Origin of the sequence: Demequina sp. NBRC 110055, from assembly GCF_002090135.1 — a bacterium.
In the GTDB taxonomy this organism is placed as follows: Bacteria; Actinomycetota; Actinomycetes; order Actinomycetales; family Demequinaceae; genus Demequina.
Genome location: NZ_BBRL01000004.1, coordinates 1,092,735 through 1,110,113, shown reverse-complemented (window position 1 = coordinate 1,110,113; position 17,379 = coordinate 1,092,735). Strand labels below are relative to the sequence as shown.

The following is a 17,379-nucleotide window of genomic DNA, read 5'->3' as shown; positions in this document are numbered from 1 at the left end:
TGTCAGGAGACTGTGCTGCCTGACACGGCGCCCTACCAGTCGTGTACGGTCCCGTCCGCGAGCCGGTTAAACGGGAGATAGGCCTGCTCGTATGGGTACTTACCCGCCTCGTCGACGTTGAGCTCGACGCCGAGACCGGGAGCATCCCCCGGGTGGAGGTGCCCGCCTTCCCAGGTAAAGGACTGCTCGAAGACCTGATTGGTCCTGGCTCCGTGCTGCATGTACTCCTGGATGCCGAAGTTGTGGATGGCGAGGCCCAGATGCATGGCGGCGGCCATCCCCACCGGGGAGATGTCGGTGGGCCCATGCATCCCCGACTTGATCTGGTACATCGCCGCGTACTCCAGGGTCTTCTTCAGGGGCGTTATTCCTCCCATGTGCGTCACCGCGCCACGGACATAGTCGATGAGTTGGTCCCTGATGATGTCCTTGAAGTCCCACGCGGTGTTGAAGATCTCGCCGATGGCCAGCGGCGTCGTCGTGTGCTGGCGCACCAGTCGCAACGCCTCCTGGTTCTCGGCCGGAGTGCAATCCTCGAGCCAGAACAGGTCGTATGGTTCGAGCGACTTGCCCAGCTGCGCCGCCTGAATCGGTGTCATACGGTGGTGACCGTCATGCAGGAGCGGCAACTCCGGGCCGAATTCGTGGCGCACCGCCTCAAAGACCCCCGGAAGGTGGCGCAGATAGGCGCGCGTGTCCCAATCCTCCTGTACGGGACGCGCGCCCCGGCGAGCGGGCTCGTGGTCGTACCTCGCCTCTCCCCCGCCCGCTTGCGCCGCCTGGGCTGCGATGCCATAGATGGCCTTGAGACCCGGCACACCGGTCTGAACTCGAATGGCCTGGTAGCCCTGGTCAAGGTGAGCACGGACCGACTCGAACAATTCGGGTAGGTCCCTGCCCGATGCATGGCCATAGGCGAGCAAGCCCGTGCGACTGGCCCCGCCAAGCAACTGGTACACGGGCATGCCCGCCGCCTTGCCCTTGATGTCCCACAGCGCCATGTCGACAGCTGCGCTCGCGGCCATCGTCACGGGGCCCCTCCGCCAGTACGCCGACCGGTAAAGGAACTGCCAGGTGTCTTCGATGCGGGTCGCGTCGGCCCCGATGAGAAGAGGCGCGACGTGTTCCTCGAGGTAGGCCACCACGGCAAGCTCGCGCCCGTTGAGTGTGGCGTCGCCAATGCCGGTGACGCCGTCCGCGGTCGTCAGTTTGAGCGTGACGAAGTTGCGGTCCGGGCTGGTGACGATGACCTCGGCCTTGTCGATGATCACGGGGGATCCTTTCTCTCGTAAGGTGTGCCGGACGTGTTCGCCCACCGGCCGGTATGCGGGCACAGCAGTGCCGCGCCGTCGCGGGCGCCGGCGGACTCAGTTGAGGTTGAGGGCGCGCTTGAGCACCGCATGTACCCGCACCGCCATCCTGTGGAAACCCAGCGAGGTGGGGTGGAGCCGATCGATGGTGCACTCCTCTCGACCCACCGTGCCAAAGAGCTCGTGCCCATCGAGGAACCACACCTGACGATCGCCGTCGGCCCGGGCGGTAAGAAACGTCTCCATCGCGACGTCCCGCCGGCGTGCGGAGTCCTCTGGATCCGCATCGACCTCGGGACGAGTCATGATGAGCACGGGAATGTCGGGATGGGCGGCACGGACCGTCTCGAAGAAGGGGCGGTGTGTCAGGTCAAGGTGTTCGACCGTCGGCGCGTTGTGGTCGTAGTCGAGGACGAAGGCCGTGAGGGCGTCGTGCGCAGCGATGTGTGCGGCGACGGCCTGCTCACCTTGGGCATTGCCGGAAAACCCGTAGTTGAGGTGATCGGAGTCGAGCCACCTCGCGACCGTGCTCGTATAAGCCGCCCCGGGTCGCGGCGCTGCCGCGCCCTCGGTGATCGACGAACCGTAAAAGACGATGGGCGCCGCATGACGGTACGACGGGGCCACGGTGAGGCGCGCACTCGGGGGAAGATCGACCTCTAGGGACTCGATTTGCTCGTTTCGAGGAAGATTGATCGTGACGGTCTCCCAGCCAGGGCCCTTCACGATGGACACCTCGAATGGCACGCCCGCGTACCCGTACGCCCGTGGTGCGACCTGGCCCACAAACCGGGCACCCATGCCCGCGCCGATGTAGACGTCCGCTCCGGCCGCCGCCGGCAGCGCCATGGTCGGGTCGACGCTTTCCGTCTTCAGCACGAGGCGGACAGTGAACGAGGTCGCGTTGGTCGCGAACCTCACGCGACCACCTGCGGGGCGCCGCCCCAACCGCTCATAGGGCTCGGGCAGGCTCGCGATGAGATCCGGCGGAAGACGCCAAAACTCCTGCGCGCGTGCGTCGACGTGGGAGAGCCCGTGAAGGGACAGAGGCGGCTCCCCCATCCGTACCGTAGTTGTCCCACTCACAGACTCGTGGTGGTCGGGCACCCCTACTGTCGCCATCGCCGCTGACGCCTCCGAGCTCATCGTCGCACGGGCGCCACGGGGCGCCTGACCGAAATCTCTACTCCTGCTGGCGCGCTCTCGCTCCGCACGAAGACCACCTCAACGTCACCGAAGCGCTGGGTCCACTCGTCGGCCGAGCCCAGGTGTGGTGCGAGGACCTCCATCGCGTCGTCCGCGCCGACGCGTTCAGTCGCGATCCATACACCCTCGCCCTTGCGACCCGAAGCGATTCCGGCCGCGAGCCAATCGCCGATGACGACGGTCGCGCCGCGTTCGGCGCGCCGCACCAGCATGTCGCGGGTGGCGTCGGGCAATCGTGAACCGACGACGACAATGACGGGCGCGTCGGGCAGGCGGGCATCGGACACCATCTCGTCGTAGACGAGAACATTGTGCGCCGGCTGAAAAGGCTCGTGGACGTGGGTGGGCGCCGGGGCGCCGTGCGTCAGCGGGAACTGGTCACGCGCCACACCGTCGAGCTCCACGCGAGGAAACCGATACCCGTCGATGTGCAGGCTGATTCCGTGCGGCGGCGTCGTGGCGTGAGTCAGGACCCGCCATGCGTCGAAGACGCTGCTCGCCTGCTCGGGTGCACGCGCGTCGCGGTCGCCGAACGCCTGCACCCCACGCCCAAAGTCGCTGTCGTCGGCATGGATCAGCGCAACGTTCGGGGTCGCGTCACGGAACGACCAATCCACGCCGGCCGTCGGCACGAAGCTGCGGACAAACTCGCTCCACACGTCGCCGAATTCGGTGAGGACAAAGGAATCTCCGCCGAAGCGAGCGAGCACATCAATGTTCTCGACAAAGAGCTTGTCGGGCGCCAGCAGGTATGCCATCCGTAGCGCAGTGGCGAACTCCTCGGGCGAATGACCCGGGAACCCCGGCGCGCGCGTGAACCAGGGGCCGATGTCCGGTCCCCACAGATCAGCACACACCCACAATGGGCGGTCGTACTGGAGCGCCGCACCCATGGCCATCGCCATCTGCACCGGGTGGAAGGACTCCTTCATCATCTTCGGCGTGGGCGCCATCCCGCCGCGTGCAAGCGTGTGGAACATCGTGGGGAAGACGTGTTCCGCCGCCACCGTCAGCGGCGCGGCGGCCGCAGCTTGGGCATCGGCCACCACGTCCCGCACGCTCGCCGCCACGGCGCTACCCGCGGCTGCAAGGTCGGCGCCCGCCGTGTCGGCGAAATGTGGATACCAGCCGTCATGGCGGTACTGGCCCGCGTTGATCTGAAGGTGCTCGGGCTCGTCATACAACACCCCGGCGAGGATTCCCCTCGCAGACGCCGATGCGATCGCGGACGTGGGAATGTCGAAACGGTTGGTCCCCTCGACCCAAGGACCGTTGATGTTGCCGTACTCATTGCCGAGCACGACATCGATGGAGGCGCCGGCGAGATCCTCCACCATTTGGTCGTGCCCGTCCAGACCCGGCATGACATGGTGAACATAGAAGTCCGCACCGAGTTCACCGAGCAGCCCGACGAAATCCTGCGGCGAGGGAGCCGGATCCTGGGACGCCACGAGCCGGCCCGTTCCCGTGCGCATGATGGCGTCGGATGCGTCGCCCGCCCACGGGTCCTGCCACGCCACGACGGGCCCCTGAATACCAAGCTCCGGGCGGCCCTCGCCCCAACTCATGCCGTCACCCTCACAACCTCGGTGTGTGCCATGCCGTCAATGGCGACGTGGAGCGCCGCGTAGGTGATGCCGGCGTACCAAAAGCCGGTGCGGTCGGGATCAATGGGGTCCGACGTGAACCGTCCCTCCGCGTCGGCGGTCAGCACCACGCCTTCTGCGTCCCGGTCGACGTGCAAACGCACCTCGCCCTCCACTGGCTCGCCTCCCCACGTGACACGGCCCTCGACCGTGAAACGGCCCGTCACGGCAACGGGGTCTCCTCCTCCGGGGACCGGAAGACCAACTCCGCGGTCGTCGCGCACCACGAGATCGACGAACTCCAGAGGCTTCGACGAGTAGGTCTCAGTCTCTCTTGTGACGGGATCGGCGAATGTGACGTCCTCGAGAATAACGTCACGCACAAAGCGACCGAACTTCAGTCCCGTTGAGCCAGCACGGGCGGCATGGAACGTCGCATGCGCGTAGCGCACGGACGAAACCGGGGAGCGCGATACGGAACTCGGGACGGTAAACAGCGGCACTCCCGCGGGCACCGGCGCCACCGTGCTGACATTCACCACGCTGATCCGGCGGATCACCGGATCGTGGATATCGGTGCCGGGAATCGGCGGCGCGATCCCGTAGTTCGTGTCCAGCTGGATGAGGGACAGACCCACCTGGTGAACGGTGCAGTCGCGAAGATGGATGTCCTCAATCGCGCCGCCGCGCGTGGCGTTGGTCTTGATCTTGAGCGCGTGCATCAGTCCACGACCGTCGAAGACCACGTCGTGCACAAACACGTCGCGCACGCCTCCCGAGACCTCCGAGCCCATGGAGATGCCCGCAGAGTTGCCGGTGTCGTTGCGCACGTGGCAGTCACGGATGACGAGCCCGTTGCAGGGTTCGCGCCGCTCACGGCCGTCCCGATCGCGGCCTGACTTCACCGCCACCCCATCATCGTTGACATTGATGCGGCATCGCTCAATGACAACGTTCTCGCACGACTCCGGGTCGATCCCGTCGTCGTTGTTCCAGGTGTGCGGCTCGAATCCCAGCACGTCGCGGTCATTGAACACGTCGAGGTCTCTGATCATCACTCGACGGCTGCTCACCGGATGGACGATCCAGAAGGGCGCATTGCGAATCTTGATGCCCTCGATGAGGACGTTTTCGCACTCAAAGGTCTGGATAAAGGACGGCCTGAATGTTGACCGATAGACCGGTGTCGATTCGTCCAGTGGCGCGCTCGTCAGGGTTCCGTCGGGACCGCGACGCTCAATGGTGGCCGGCCGCGCGCCGCTCGCGGTAAAGATGCGCTCCTCCACCGCCACGCCCGCGACGTTCATGCCCAGCAGGGTGTTGAGATCTCCCAATCCGGGCGCCGGGGTGCCGCCTTCCACGTCGGGGCATCCCCAATAGCCCTTCTTGAAGGGCCGCCAGTTCCACAGATCCTCCTGGCCGTCGAGCGTCCCTCCCCCGCTGATGCCGACGTTGCGCGCGCCATAGGCATAGACCAAGGGCGACATCGAGTAAAGGTCCGAACCTTGGTAGCTCGTGCGCACCGCCGGATAGAAGCGACTGTCGATGTTGCGCATGAACTTGACCGTGACGCCGGCCTCGACACGCACTTGAACCCCACTGAGGAGCCGGATCGCTCCTGTGTAATGCGCGCCATCGGGATTGCGTGACGAGTCCGGAGGGATCAAGACCGTGCCACCGCCACGACGGTGACATTCGGCGATGGCCGCCGCGATGGCGTCTCCGTAGTACCAGACTGGCCGCTCCCGCATGATGAGAGGCGAATCGGTGGACGCCGGGTCTCCGGCGAGATTGCCGTCGGCATACACCTCGGTCTCGAGCCGCACCAGAGACGAGTACGGCTCGGCGGCAATGTCGATCACTGGCCCATCGAACCGAGGGACGTGCCGGTACACGTCATCGACGATCTCGCTGTAACGCGCATCGTCCCATGTGCCGGCAATGCCCGCCTGGTCAACCATGTCGAGAGTCATCCCTTCACCGCTCCAATGAGAATTCCCTTGGCAAAGTGTTTTTGCAAGAAGGGGTACAGAATCAAAATGGGCAAGGTCGCCGCCACGATGACGGCGAACTGGACACCCTGCTCTGGCGGCACGATGTCGAGATTGGTCTGGCCGAGCGTGTTGCTCAGGCTCGCCGAAGACGTGACTTGGCGCACAAACATCTGAAGGGTCCACATCGAAGAGTCGTTGATATACAGCAGCGGAGACATAAAGTCGTTCCAAATTCCCACCGCGTAAAAGAGTGCAAAGGTCGCGAGTACCGGCTTCGACAGCGGCAGCACGATGCGGAAGAACACGCCGATCTCGCTACAACCATCGACTTTGGCCGCCTGCTGCAACTCCTCAGGCAACTCCTGGAAGAAATTCTTAACGATGATCAGATAGAAGGGGCTGATCGCGAGCGGCAAGATCAGCGCCCAGTAAGAGTCCAGCAGCCCCATGCTCTTGACCACCAAGAACGTGGGAATCATTCCACCCGTGAACACCATCGTGAACACGACGAGGTTCAGAATCAGCGTGCGACCCGGCAGGTACCGCTTTGACAGCGGATACGCCATCGTGAACGTCAAGAGGAGTTGGACGAGCGTGCCAAAGACCGTGACACCGACAGTGACGAGCAGGCTGCGTAGGAAGGTATCCGTCGACAAAATGAAGTCATAGGACGCCGTCGTGAACTGCTCGGGCCAAAGGAAGAAGGGCCGGGCGGTGAGCTCGGACTCGGTCGCGAATGAGCCCGCGATCACGAAGATGAATGGCACCACGGTGACGAGCCCCAAAGCAATGAGAACGAGGGCGTTGGTGACATCGAGCGCCTTTTCGGACCGTGAGGTGTGAACTGACATGCGCTATCCCTAGAACAGAGTGCTCTGGTTGAACTTCTTGGCGAGGAAGTTCGTGCCGAAGATGAGGACCGCGCCGATGACGCCCTTGAACAGCCCCACCGCAGTGGAATACGAGAAGGCACCCTGCTCGATTCCCATGTAATAGGTGTAGGTGTCAAGGACCTCGGCGACCCCACGGTTGAGCGAGTTGGTCATCAAGTAGATCTGCTCGAAGCCCGTATCCAGCAAGGTCCCGCTTTGCAGGATCAGCATCACAATGATGGTGCTGCGGATCGCAGGAAGGGTGACATGCCACAGTTGCCGCATGCGCGTTGCCCCGTCGATGCGGGCGGCCTCGTACAGTGACGCGTCGACTCCAGCGAGGGCGGCGAGATAGATGATCGTGCCCCAACCCACGGACTTCCACAGCGTCTGCAAAATGATGAGCGGCCGGAACCACGCCGGATCCGTGAGGATGCTCTCGGTGTCGCCCGTGAGGCGTTCCACGAGCAGGGTGAGAGGACCGTCACCGTAGGCGAACAACAAGAAGGTGATCGACGCCACAATCGCCCACGACAGGAAATGGGGGATGTAAATCGCGGTCTGGATCATGCGCTTCAACACTGTCACCCTCAGCTCGTTGAGCATCAGTGCGACGATGATCGGCATCGGGAACACGATGACGACGTTGAGGAACGCGAGCACGACGGTGTTCCAGAACACGCGCGGGAAGTCCGGCGACGTGAACATCCGGTCAAAGTGCTTGAGGCCTACCCACGGGCTGTCCGACCATCCCAGCACCGGGACGTAGTCCTTGAACGCGAGCGTCACCCCGTACATGGGCATGTACTTGAAGACCACGAAGTAGATGACTCCCGGGAGCAGAAGCAGCATGAGCCATCGGTACTGCAGGAGCCGCACCTGCAGCGGCACCTTCCGCGGGCGCGCGGTTTCCCGGACCTCGCCGTCGGGCGCTGGCGCCTTTACCTCGTACGTGTCCACCGCCATCGCTGGACTCCTCTCTCGTGAGCCTTATGGAACGACGCGACGCCGGTACGGGGAGGACAAGCCTCCCCGGACCGCCGCGTTCTAGTGATCGGCGCTGTACGCCTCGTTGAGCTCATCCACAATTTGCTGACCGCCCTCGTCGAGCCAGCGCTGGATCTCGGCGCGGAATCCGGCCTCATCGATCTGTCCGACCACGTACTTGGTCCTGGCATCGATGATGATGTTGGCCAGCTGCGTCTGCTTGTCCGCCTGGGTGGGCGTCACGTACGCGAGGCCAACGTTCGGCACCGCGTAGTCAAGGTCGTGCGCCATGATGTCGATCTGCTCCGACACGAGAGCCTTGTCGGCCTCGCCGTCGGGTGCCTTGACGTAGAACTTGCGGCCGTTCTGGGCCATGTTCACGAGGCCGAAGGCGCTCGTGTCGGCGTTCATCGTCTCGCCCTCGGGGGTATCGGTGATGGGCTGCGAGAATCCATCGACCACCTCGTAGCTCACGCCCTCAATCCCGTTCACCATGAGGCGCTGCGCCTCTTCGGAGTTGAGCTTGTCGAGGACCTCGAGCACCTTGTCCAGCTGCTCTTCCGTCGTGATGGCCGACTTCGAGATCGCCATGACGCCATCCGATCCGGTGGTGGGGAGCGCGTGAAGTTCGCCGTCGGCTGCAGCGAGGCTGCCGCTGATCGTCACGTAGTCCCCGTAATTGTCGGGGTCAGACTCCTTAAACAGTCCAAGCAGGCCCTTGGCGGTCGATCCGGAACCGATGATGATGCCGCCCTGACCATTGAAGAAGGGGTCGTTCCAGTTGGCGGAGTCGAGCGTGGGGAAGTCCTGATTGACCTGGCCGTCGGCGTAGGCCTCCCGCAGCGCAGTGTTGGCCTCGAGGAACTGGTCGGTGACGACGTCAGGCGTGACCGTGCCGTCGATCACACCCCACCCGTTCGGTGCTCCGTACCAGGTCTGAAGGGCGTCGAAGGGCGTGCCCGTGTTGAGGTCACTCCAGTTACTGAAGATGAGTCCGTAGGTGTCGTCTTCGCCATTGCCGTCGGGGTCGTCGTGGGTGAACGCCTCGGAGACCGCCCAGAGATCTTCGACGGTTTCCGGCACCTCGAGGCCGAGGTTCTCGAGCCAGTCAGCGCGGTAGGTGACGGTGGTGCGCATCGGATCACGCCAGCGCATGATGCCGTACGAAACTCCGTTCACAAGAGTGTTCGCGAACACGTCGTCGTCGTACGGCTGGAGGTTGGGGTAGTCGGCGATCTGGTCGGTGATGTCCCAAAATCCCCCGGCTTCGGCATTCTGCACGAACGCCGACGTCTTCTGAGGTACCGCCATCACCGCAGGGATGTCCCCCGAAGCGAGGGTCGTCGCGACCTTGTCGGCGTAGTTCGAGTTGGGCACCCATGTGATGTCGAGGTCGACCCCAGCAAGCTCCTCGAGGGCCTGATGAAGGTCACCCTCGGGGTCCGGCGCCGCATCGGTGTAGAACTCGACCATGATGTCGAGCATTGTCAGGTTGCCGTCCGCGTCGAAGTACTTCGACTCCTCCGCGGCGTCGCCTGAGCACCCCGCGAGGGCGGTGGTGGCCAGCAGGCCCGAGCCGATGCCGGCGGCGATGAAGCCGCGACGGCGAGACATCTTTGTCATGTCGGTATTGCCTCTCGTGATCAGTGCGTCCGCAGCGGACGCGCAGGAAGGCCAAAGGTCTCGGAGTCGTCTCTGACACCGCTTCGCCGGGCCTCGTTATCGGCGAAGAAATGAAGGGCTAGCAGCGTGTTTGCTACTACCCACGCCCCCGGCGCGGCGAGGACCGCGAGGGGGAAGAAGTTAACGGCGGCCGCGATGGCTGCGCCGACAAGAATGGCGAGTGCGGCGGAAAAGGGCCGCGCGAGCACCATGCGCACCGCCAGTGACGGCGCGCGCCACGGAGCGATCTCGTAGTGCGCACGCATCGGCCCCACCCACCCGAGCGCCACCAACACGATGGCCATCGCCACGAGCAACATCACGCGCAGCCACGTGAGGTCGGCGCCCGCGCTGCGAGTCGCGAGAAGGTTGACCGCGAGCACGCTCACGACGACGGCAAGGGGGAGAACTGCGGCTTGGGCACCGGCGAAGGATGCGAGCCAGAACCGCGGACCGTCACGCCAGACCCGGTCGGCACGACCAAGCGACCGCTCGCGAACCAGGGTCGCCGCCGCCTCTGTTGCGGGTCCCAGCCCCAGCACCACGAGACCAGCCATGGTGCCGAGGATCCAGAACATCGCGAGCGACAGGGTCCAGATCACCCAATCGGCGGCTTCGTAAAGGAGTGATCCCGTACGCGATGCTTGCATGACCCAAAACCTCTCCGTTGAGGGGAGCTTTCGACGCTCCAATTCACTGTCGATTCGAATCGACATGCGTCACCATACGCGCGGATGATGGTTTTGACAAGCGCGACGCGTGTGGTCGCGCGACGGGGTCAGCCGCGCATGTTACGCAGGGAAGAGGACCGTGCTGCCGCGGCGGACAGGCGGCTCTGGGGAAACCAGCTGGAGCCGCGCCGGGCTCTCGTCGCCCTCGATGCGGGCAAAGAGCACATCCATGCCTAGCCGGGAGAGCCGATCAGGCTGAGGTGACACATTGGTCACCGCCGGCTCAAAGAGTTGCGCATTCGCGTCGGTGCACATGCTTACGAGCGACACGTCGCGCCCCACCTTCAACTCACGAATCCTCGCGAGCTGAGCCACCCACTCAGTGACCTGGGGCGTGCGGGCGATAATGCCGAGGCGGTCGTCCGCGTGCGCAAAGATGCGGGCCGCGGCCGTCTCCATCCCAGCCCAGCCTTCCCGCTCCCGGGAGACGATGTCGATACTCATCGCACGCTCACGTGCGCGCGCGATCGCACCCTCGTGAAACTCTCGAATAAACCGCAGGTCGGTCGCACTGAAGCCGGGTCCCTCGCCGACGAGCACCACCCGCCGGTGGTTGGTGTCGGCGAGCTCATCGACGAGCAGTTCGGCCGCGCGCCTGGTGTCAAAGTCCACCGCGTCCAATCCATGGCGATCCGCGGGCCGACCGAAAAGCACCACGGGAAGCTCGAGCCCTGCTGCAGCGTCGAGGCGGGGATCATCGGTCCGCACATCCATGAGCACGAATGCGTCTGCAATGCGCCTTCCGGCAAGTCGCTCGAGACCCTCGGGCCCCTCGTCAGCCGTATTCATGACGACCTCATAGTCGCGGGCACGCGCCTCCCCCATGACCGTCTCGAGGTAGGGCACGGTCTCATTGAGGTCCGCCTCAACGCCCAACCGGACAACGAGCGCAACGACATTTGTGCGCGCCCCTCGCAATGCACGTGCTCCCGCATTGGGGTGGTACGTGAGTTCGCGAATCGCGTCCTCGACACGCCGACGGGTCTCGGGTGAGATCGCACGCTTCCCGGTGAGAACGTACGACACGGTGCTCTGAGCGACGCCAGCCAGCGCCGCCACGTCCTTGCTGGTGGGCCGAGAACGAGCACCCTTGCCCTGCGTGTCTGCCATGGCACACAACCTAGGCGATCACTGCAGCGGCCTGGCCACAAGGCGCGCACAAGCCTCCGAGACTTGCGCCCCCGTCGCGCACGCCCTACGGTTGCCGGTAATAGCGATACGTATCAACGCTGATTCGTATCGACGACGACTCGCCGGGCGACTTGACCTCGCTCCGGCCTCGACCGCAAGGACATACCTTGACGCTCCAGCCGCCTGCCACCCTCACGTCCGCCCCAGCGACGCAACCCGCCACCGAGGTGACTCTCGCGCTCGAGCCGGGCGAACGGTGGTGGGGTGGCGCCGTCGAGGACGCGCATGCCTTGCCCTATGGCGGGCGCCGCTTTACTCGTGACCTCGCGGCCCCACATGCCTCTTCCGCACTCCTGGAGGAGGGAAAGCCTTCCAACCAGGCAGCCCCATTACTGGTATCGACCACCGGACGCATCGTCTGGTCGCCACGGCCCTTCAGCTTCACCTTCGCGGACGGCACGCTCAACGCGCGCGGCCACGAGCTCGTCAGCGAACGCGCAGGTTCGACGCTGGGTGAGGCTTTCCGTGCCGCCTCGGCGCGCTACTTCCCTGCATCTGGCTCGACTCCCGCCCGTGAACTTTTCACCGCGCCGCAATACAACACGTGGATTGAACAGCCCTACCACCCCACCCAGGCGTCGGTGCTCGCCTACGCGCAGCGGATTCTGGATGCGGGTATGAGGCCGGGAACGTTGTTCATCGATGACTGCTGGTCTCCGGACTATGGCACATGGCACTTCGACCCCGCGCGCTTCCCCGATCCAGCCGAGATGACGCGGATCCTCCATCGCCAAGGCTTCCACGTGATGCTCTGGGTTGTGCCATTCGTCAGCCCGGATTCGGCGGCCTTTCGTTCGCTCGAGAGCGAGGGCCTGCTCGTCCGTGAGGCATCGGGCCGCACCGCCGTACGTCGTTGGTGGAACGGCCTTAGCGCTGTACTCGACCTCTCACATCCGCGAGCGCGCACATGGATGACTGACCAACTCGATCGCCTCGTCCACGACGTTGGCATCGACGGGTTCAAATTCGACGGCGGTGACATCCGCGACTTTCGCGCCGACGACCTGACCGCGGCAGGAGCGCAGCCCGTCGATCAGTGCGAAGCGTGGGCCTCGCTCGGTAGTCGCTACCCGTTCAACGAGTACCGCGCCTCGTGGAAGTCGGGCGGACAGCCGCTCGCGCAGCGACTGCAGGACAAGCCTCCACTGTGGGGTCCGGAGGGCATCGGCGCGCTCATTCCCGAAATGCTCGCGCAAGGCATGATCGGCCACCCCTACGTCTGTCCCGACATGATCGGCGGCGGTGAGATCACCTCAATGTCGACTCAGACGGAGATCGACCAAGAGTTCTTCGTACGTTACGCGCAGGTGGCGGCGATGGCCCCGATGGCGCAGTTCTCTGTGCTCCCCTTCCGCGTGCTCGACGCGCGGCACCTCGCGGCAGTGGAGGCGGCCTTGGCCTTGCGTGAGTCATTGATGCCGCTCATCTCACAGCTCCTCGACAACGCCGCACTTACCGGCGAGCCGATGCTTCGACCGATGGAGTACCACGCGACGGGAATGGCGGATGTGACGGACCAGTATTTCCTCGGCCCCGATCTCATCGTCGCTCCGGTGATCGAACCCGGCGCACGCACGCGGGTGGTGCATTTGCCCGACGGGCAGTGGCGAGGCCTTGACGGCACCGCCTACGAGGGACCGTGCACAGTCACCGCTGACGTCACTCTCGATTCCATTCCCCGCTTCGCCCGTCAGTGACGTCGCGCTGGTGGGCCGTCGGGCGTGAGCCCACCGTCGCGACAAACGCCCCCGTCGCGAGGTCCTTGCGGACCGCGCCCGCGGGAAACAGCCGCGCGCCCATCGCCACGTATACGCCCTGACCCGCAAGCTGAGAAGCGGCGAGCGCAAACCCCAGGTTCACGTGTGCGTCGGTCCCGGCCACGGTCTCGGGCCGCAGCGCCCCGGTGAGGACGACCGTGACGCCGTCCGACACGCGCGCGGCCAGGTATTCGGCGGTGTCAGCCATCGTGTCGGTGCCGTGGGTGATCACGATGGCTCTCGCATCGGTCGCCGCCACCTCGCGGGCGAGCACGTCGCGGTCGGCATCGGTCATGTCGCGGCTGTCGATCGCGAGGACGCCGACCACCCGCACGGTGACTGACGGCACCATCGTGTGCAGGATGCGCGTCGCGGCAGGCTCCCCCACCGCGAGGTCACCCGAGAGCAGGTACTCCTTGTCGATGGTGCCGCCCGTGGCGATGACGGTGATGTCCGTGGCGTGGCTCATGTGCGTCCTCCCGTGCCCACTCTTGAGGGCTCAGGATAGGCGGTTGGGCCTCCGCGTCACGCGATGGTGACGAGCGCCCCCAACTCGAACGCCCCGACCACGGCCACCAGCGTCGCGGCCACGACGGCCACGTCGAGCGCTCCAATCCGTAGTTGCGCGATGCGAAGGTTTCGCCCCTGGGCCGCGGTGAAGCCGCGGGTCTCGAGCGACTCGACGGTGGTGCGCACCGACTTCGCTGTGTTGAGGAAGATTGGGTAAAACGCCTGCACAGCCCAGGTGCCCCAGCGCCACAGCGCCCTCAGTCCCAGGAAGCCGCGCGGCCCCTGCGGGCTACGCAGACGCAGGCCCGTGAAGACCGTTCCGAACTCCTCGAACAGGATGGGCATCATCCGATACCCGTAGGAGACGCCGAACGCGAGCAGCTCGGGCGCCTTCCACGCGAGGAGCCCCGTGCTGAGTTCCTCGGGGTCGAGCGACACGAAGGCCGCGATCGACGCCAGCGACACGGTCGCGAGCTTCAGCGTGATCTCGACGAGCGCGAGGGCCGTCTCGTGATCGCCGCCAAAGACCCAGGCCGCGCCGAACGCGTACGCGAAGTCCGTCACGAACCCGATCAAGAACAGCCCGAGCACCAGCGGTCCCACGCGCGCGAGCGCCGCGGAGACGGCGGTCAGACCGAACAGCGCGATGATCGTCACCAGGTCGTGCGTCAGCCACGGCACCACCGCCAAGATCAGGTACCAGCTGATCACCATGCGCGGATCCATCTTGGCGAACAGCCCGCCGCGGGTCGCGTACGCGGTACGGATCAGCTCGAGTTTCACCCATTCGACCGACAGGACGTCCCTGGTCTTGCGGCTCATGCGCGCACCTCCACCGGCTCCGAAGCATCGGCGAGTGCCACGGCCTCGCGCCATTGGGACACCGAGAGCGGCGCGGGCTCGATGCCCAGCGCGCGACCCAGCGCCGTGATCTGAGGCGGCACCACGTGCGCGCCCTCCAGTAAGGAATCGGACGAGAACAGCTCGAGGGGAGTCACGTCCGCGAGCACTCCCCCGCCTCCCAAGACGATCACGCGCGTGGCCCATTCCGCGACCAGGTGCATGTCGTGTGTCGCGACCACGGCGGCGGCAATCGCCCCGGACAGCTCGTCGAGCATCGCGATGACCGAGTCGCGGCTGGCCACGTCGAGCGATGCCGTCGGCTCGTCGGCCAACAATAGCGACGGCGTCATCGCGAGGCCGATGGCGAGGGTCGCGCGGCGCTGCTGACCCCCAGACAGGGTGCGGCCGTCACGGTCGGCAAAGTCGCTCAACCTCACCCGATCGAGCACCCGGTCCACCAAGGCATCGGCCTCGTCGCGCCCGCGCCCCGCTGGGAACAGGCGCACATCGGCCCTGATTGAGTCCTTGAGGAACATCTGCTCGGGCCGTTGGAACAGGTACGCGGCGTGCTCGGCGAGCTTGGTCGCCGACGACTTCTTGGTGTCGATCCCGTCGAGCGTCACCGACCCGCCGCGCGGCACCTGCAGCCCGCACAACAGCCGCATGAGCGTCGATTTGCCGGCGCCGTTGCCGCCCACGAGCGCCACCCGGTCGCCCGCGCGAATGGTGAGGTCCACGCCACTCAACACCGGGAGTAGGTCGCCCGCGACGGAGCGATAGCCATGCGAGACGGCCGATGCCACCGCGACCGGGCGATGCGTGTCGCCCTCCGTACTGGCCGGGTTCGTCCCCGCCACGGTGGGCTGCGAGGCCGAGCCGGCCGCAGCATCGGCCGCCCAAGAATCGCGCTGGCGCGCGCCTGCGGTGCGCAACACCGCCGCCGCCTCGTCGACCGTGCGCGGCGCCGCCGCGAGGTCGAGCCCCTCGCACGCCGCGACGATCTGGGGTGCGGGGATCCCGTGCGACGCAAGCTCGGCCGCACGGGCGGCGGCCTGTGGCGCGGGCAGGTGCCACACGGGTGCGCCGTCATCCATGAGCACCACCGACTTCGCGTACTGCGCGATGAACTCGGCGTGGTGCTCGATCACGATGACGGTAATGCCGTGAACCTGGTTGAGTTCGGTGAGGCGCTCATACAGAGCGTGGGCGCCGGCGGGGTCGACCTCGGCGACGGGCTCGTCGACCACAATGATGCGCGGGCGCATGGCGAGGACCGACGCGAGCGCCGTGAGGTGAGCCTGGCCGCCGGACAGCTGCCACACGAACCGATCGGCGAGGTGTGCGATGCCGAGCATCTCCATCGCCTGCTGGGCACGCTCGGCGTAGTCGGCCATGCCGAAGTTGGTGGGGCCAAACTCGACCTCGTCGCGCACGCGCGGGCGCACCAACTGGTTCTGAAAATCCTGGTAGACGTAGCCCACGGTCGACGACAGGGAGGCGACGGAGGACTCATAGGTGTCGACGCCGTCCACCCGCACCTCTCCCGCGAAGTCGCCCTCCCAGTAGTGCGGCACCAGCCCGTTGAGCGTCTTGCACAGGGTGGTCTTGCCCGAGCCGTTGCCGCCGATCACGGCCACGAAGTCGCCCTCCTCAATGGTGAGGCAGACGTTGCGCAGGCTGTCGCGCTCGGCTCCCGGGTAGCGGAAGCTCAGGCGGTCGATCTCGATGATGGCGCTCATACGGCGGTGCTCCTGTGGTGATGCTGTCGCGGTGCGGGGGACGGCGCCGCGGGCGTCCCGTGGGACGCCCGCGGCACGCGGTCAGTTGTCGGTCTTGCGGCTGCGGCTGAACTTCACGAGCGCGACACCCACGAGGAAGGCGATCGCGGCGGCGCCGACTCCCACCCACAGGAAGCCCGCGCCGTACGTGTCGAGGAAGTCCGGCTCGAACACGCCGATCGCGACGTCCCACGCTTCAAGGAAGGCGAAGAAGAAGGCGGCCACGGCGAGCGCGAGGGCCACACCCACGAACAGTCCGGTCCGGGGCGCCCCACCCTGAATGGGCTCGCCCGGCACGCGCGGGCGCATCCCGAGCAGCGGCTCGATGCGCCCGTGCAGCGCAGGGATCAGCCAGATGGCGGGGATCACGCCGAAGAGGACGCCAGTGATGACGATGTCGACCGCAAAGCCGATGCCCTCGAGGACCAGGATCGACTCGGGCAGGCCCTCGACGTACTCCGCGTCCTCGACGCCGATCCACACCTTCGACAGGTCCACGATCGCGGACAGCGCCTTGTCGATGACCACGACGGTCACGGCGGCGATGGCGATCTGGATCTTGTTCTTAGGGTTGCGGATCATCGAACCCGCGATGAACAGGGCGAGGAACATCTGGATGATGCCCTCGATCTCGGCCAGTCCCGAAAAGTCGCCCATGAGAAGGTCGACGAAGATGACCTCCCCCACGGGTGCGCCGAGCGCCGCCCAGAAGGGGTTGAGGAGGGCGACGAGTGCCAGCGGCACGAAGACGAAGTAGCTGACGGACACGTCCACGGGGCCGATCGACACCTCGGGGATGACCTCGATGACGATGTTCGCGACGCCGGACAGCGCCATCGAGAGGACAAAAATCATGAGCTTCTGCGAACCGCTGAGGTCGCGGCGCAGTCCTGCGGCGGTGCCTCGAAGACGGCCGGCCCGCTCATCGGGAACGGTGGTCTGGGACATGTCT

General features: G+C 65.6%; 14 protein-coding genes. 1 reads left to right on the top strand and 13 read right to left on the bottom strand.

Going from position 1 to position 17,379, the window contains the following annotated elements; all coding sequences use genetic code 11:
* Positions 1-32: 32 nt before the first annotated feature.
* The 9 genes from manD to B7K24_RS05165 all read right to left on the bottom strand — a co-directional run bounded on the left by manD (position 33) and on the right by B7K24_RS05165 (position 11,458).
* Positions 33-1,271 (bottom strand): D-mannonate dehydratase ManD, encoded by a 1,239-nt coding sequence (gene manD, locus B7K24_RS05205; RefSeq protein ID WP_084129055.1) that lies wholly within the window; start codon positions 1,269-1,271, stop codon positions 33-35.
* 96 nt (positions 1,272-1,367) lie between these two features.
* On the bottom strand, positions 1,368-2,372 hold the full coding sequence (locus B7K24_RS05200; protein WP_200808277.1) for an SGNH/GDSL hydrolase family protein: 1,005 nt from the start codon (positions 2,370-2,372) through the stop codon (positions 1,368-1,370).
* An 80-nt stretch (positions 2,373-2,452) separates the two neighbouring features.
* Positions 2,453-4,084, bottom strand: a complete 1,632-nt coding sequence (locus tag B7K24_RS05195) for a hypothetical protein (RefSeq protein WP_084129053.1) — start codon at positions 4,082-4,084, stop codon at positions 2,453-2,455.
* On the bottom strand, positions 4,081-6,063 hold the full coding sequence (locus tag B7K24_RS05190) for a glycoside hydrolase family 28 protein (RefSeq protein WP_159449156.1): 1,983 nt from the start codon (positions 6,061-6,063) through the stop codon (positions 4,081-4,083). Before B7K24_RS05190 ends, B7K24_RS05195 begins: the two co-directional genes overlap by 4 nt.
* 8 nt (positions 6,064-6,071) lie before the next feature.
* Complete coding sequence (locus B7K24_RS05185; RefSeq protein WP_084129051.1) at positions 6,072-6,947, bottom strand: carbohydrate ABC transporter permease; 876 nt, start codon at positions 6,945-6,947, stop codon at positions 6,072-6,074.
* Between the two features lie 9 nt (positions 6,948-6,956).
* Positions 6,957-7,934, bottom strand: coding sequence for a sugar ABC transporter permease (locus tag B7K24_RS05180; protein WP_084129050.1), 978 nt, complete (start codon positions 7,932-7,934; stop codon positions 6,957-6,959).
* A gap of 81 nt (positions 7,935-8,015) precedes the next feature.
* Positions 8,016-9,578, bottom strand: coding sequence for an extracellular solute-binding protein (locus B7K24_RS05175; RefSeq protein ID WP_084129049.1), 1,563 nt, complete (start codon positions 9,576-9,578; stop codon positions 8,016-8,018).
* A 20-nt stretch (positions 9,579-9,598) separates the two neighbouring features.
* Positions 9,599-10,267 (bottom strand): DUF624 domain-containing protein, encoded by a 669-nt coding sequence (locus B7K24_RS05170; protein ID WP_159449155.1) that lies wholly within the window; start codon positions 10,265-10,267, stop codon positions 9,599-9,601.
* A gap of 141 nt (positions 10,268-10,408) precedes the next feature.
* Entirely contained in the window at positions 10,409-11,458 is a 1,050-nt protein-coding gene (locus tag B7K24_RS05165) for a LacI family DNA-binding transcriptional regulator (protein ID WP_084129047.1), read from the bottom strand.
* Positions 11,459-11,646: 188 nt separating this feature from the next.
* On the opposite strand from B7K24_RS05165, the gene B7K24_RS05160 reads away from it, so the two are divergent.
* Positions 11,647-13,236, top strand: coding sequence for a glycoside hydrolase family 31 protein (locus B7K24_RS05160; RefSeq protein ID WP_084129046.1), 1,590 nt, complete (start codon positions 11,647-11,649; stop codon positions 13,234-13,236).
* On the opposite strand, the gene B7K24_RS05155 is transcribed toward B7K24_RS05160, so the two are convergent.
* The 4 genes from B7K24_RS05155 to B7K24_RS05140 form a co-directional block, all read right to left on the bottom strand.
* On the bottom strand, positions 13,199-13,765 hold the full coding sequence (locus B7K24_RS05155; protein ID WP_084129045.1) for an asparaginase domain-containing protein: 567 nt from the start codon (positions 13,763-13,765) through the stop codon (positions 13,199-13,201). The two genes, B7K24_RS05160 and B7K24_RS05155, sit on opposite strands and share 38 nt — an antisense overlap.
* 56 nt (positions 13,766-13,821) lie before the next feature.
* Positions 13,822-14,628 carry an energy-coupling factor transporter transmembrane protein EcfT gene (locus B7K24_RS05150; RefSeq protein ID WP_084129044.1) on the bottom strand — a complete coding sequence of 269 codons (807 nt, stop codon included), beginning with the start codon at positions 14,626-14,628 and terminating at the stop codon, positions 13,822-13,824.
* A complete protein-coding gene (locus B7K24_RS05145) occupies positions 14,625-16,388 on the bottom strand; it encodes an ABC transporter ATP-binding protein (RefSeq protein WP_084129043.1) in 1,764 nt (587 codons plus the stop codon). Before B7K24_RS05145 ends, B7K24_RS05150 begins: the two co-directional genes overlap by 4 nt.
* 81 nt (positions 16,389-16,469) lie before the next feature.
* Entirely contained in the window at positions 16,470-17,375 is a 906-nt protein-coding gene (locus B7K24_RS05140; RefSeq protein WP_084129042.1) for a cell division protein FtsQ, read from the bottom strand.
* Positions 17,376-17,379 lie beyond the last annotated feature (4 nt).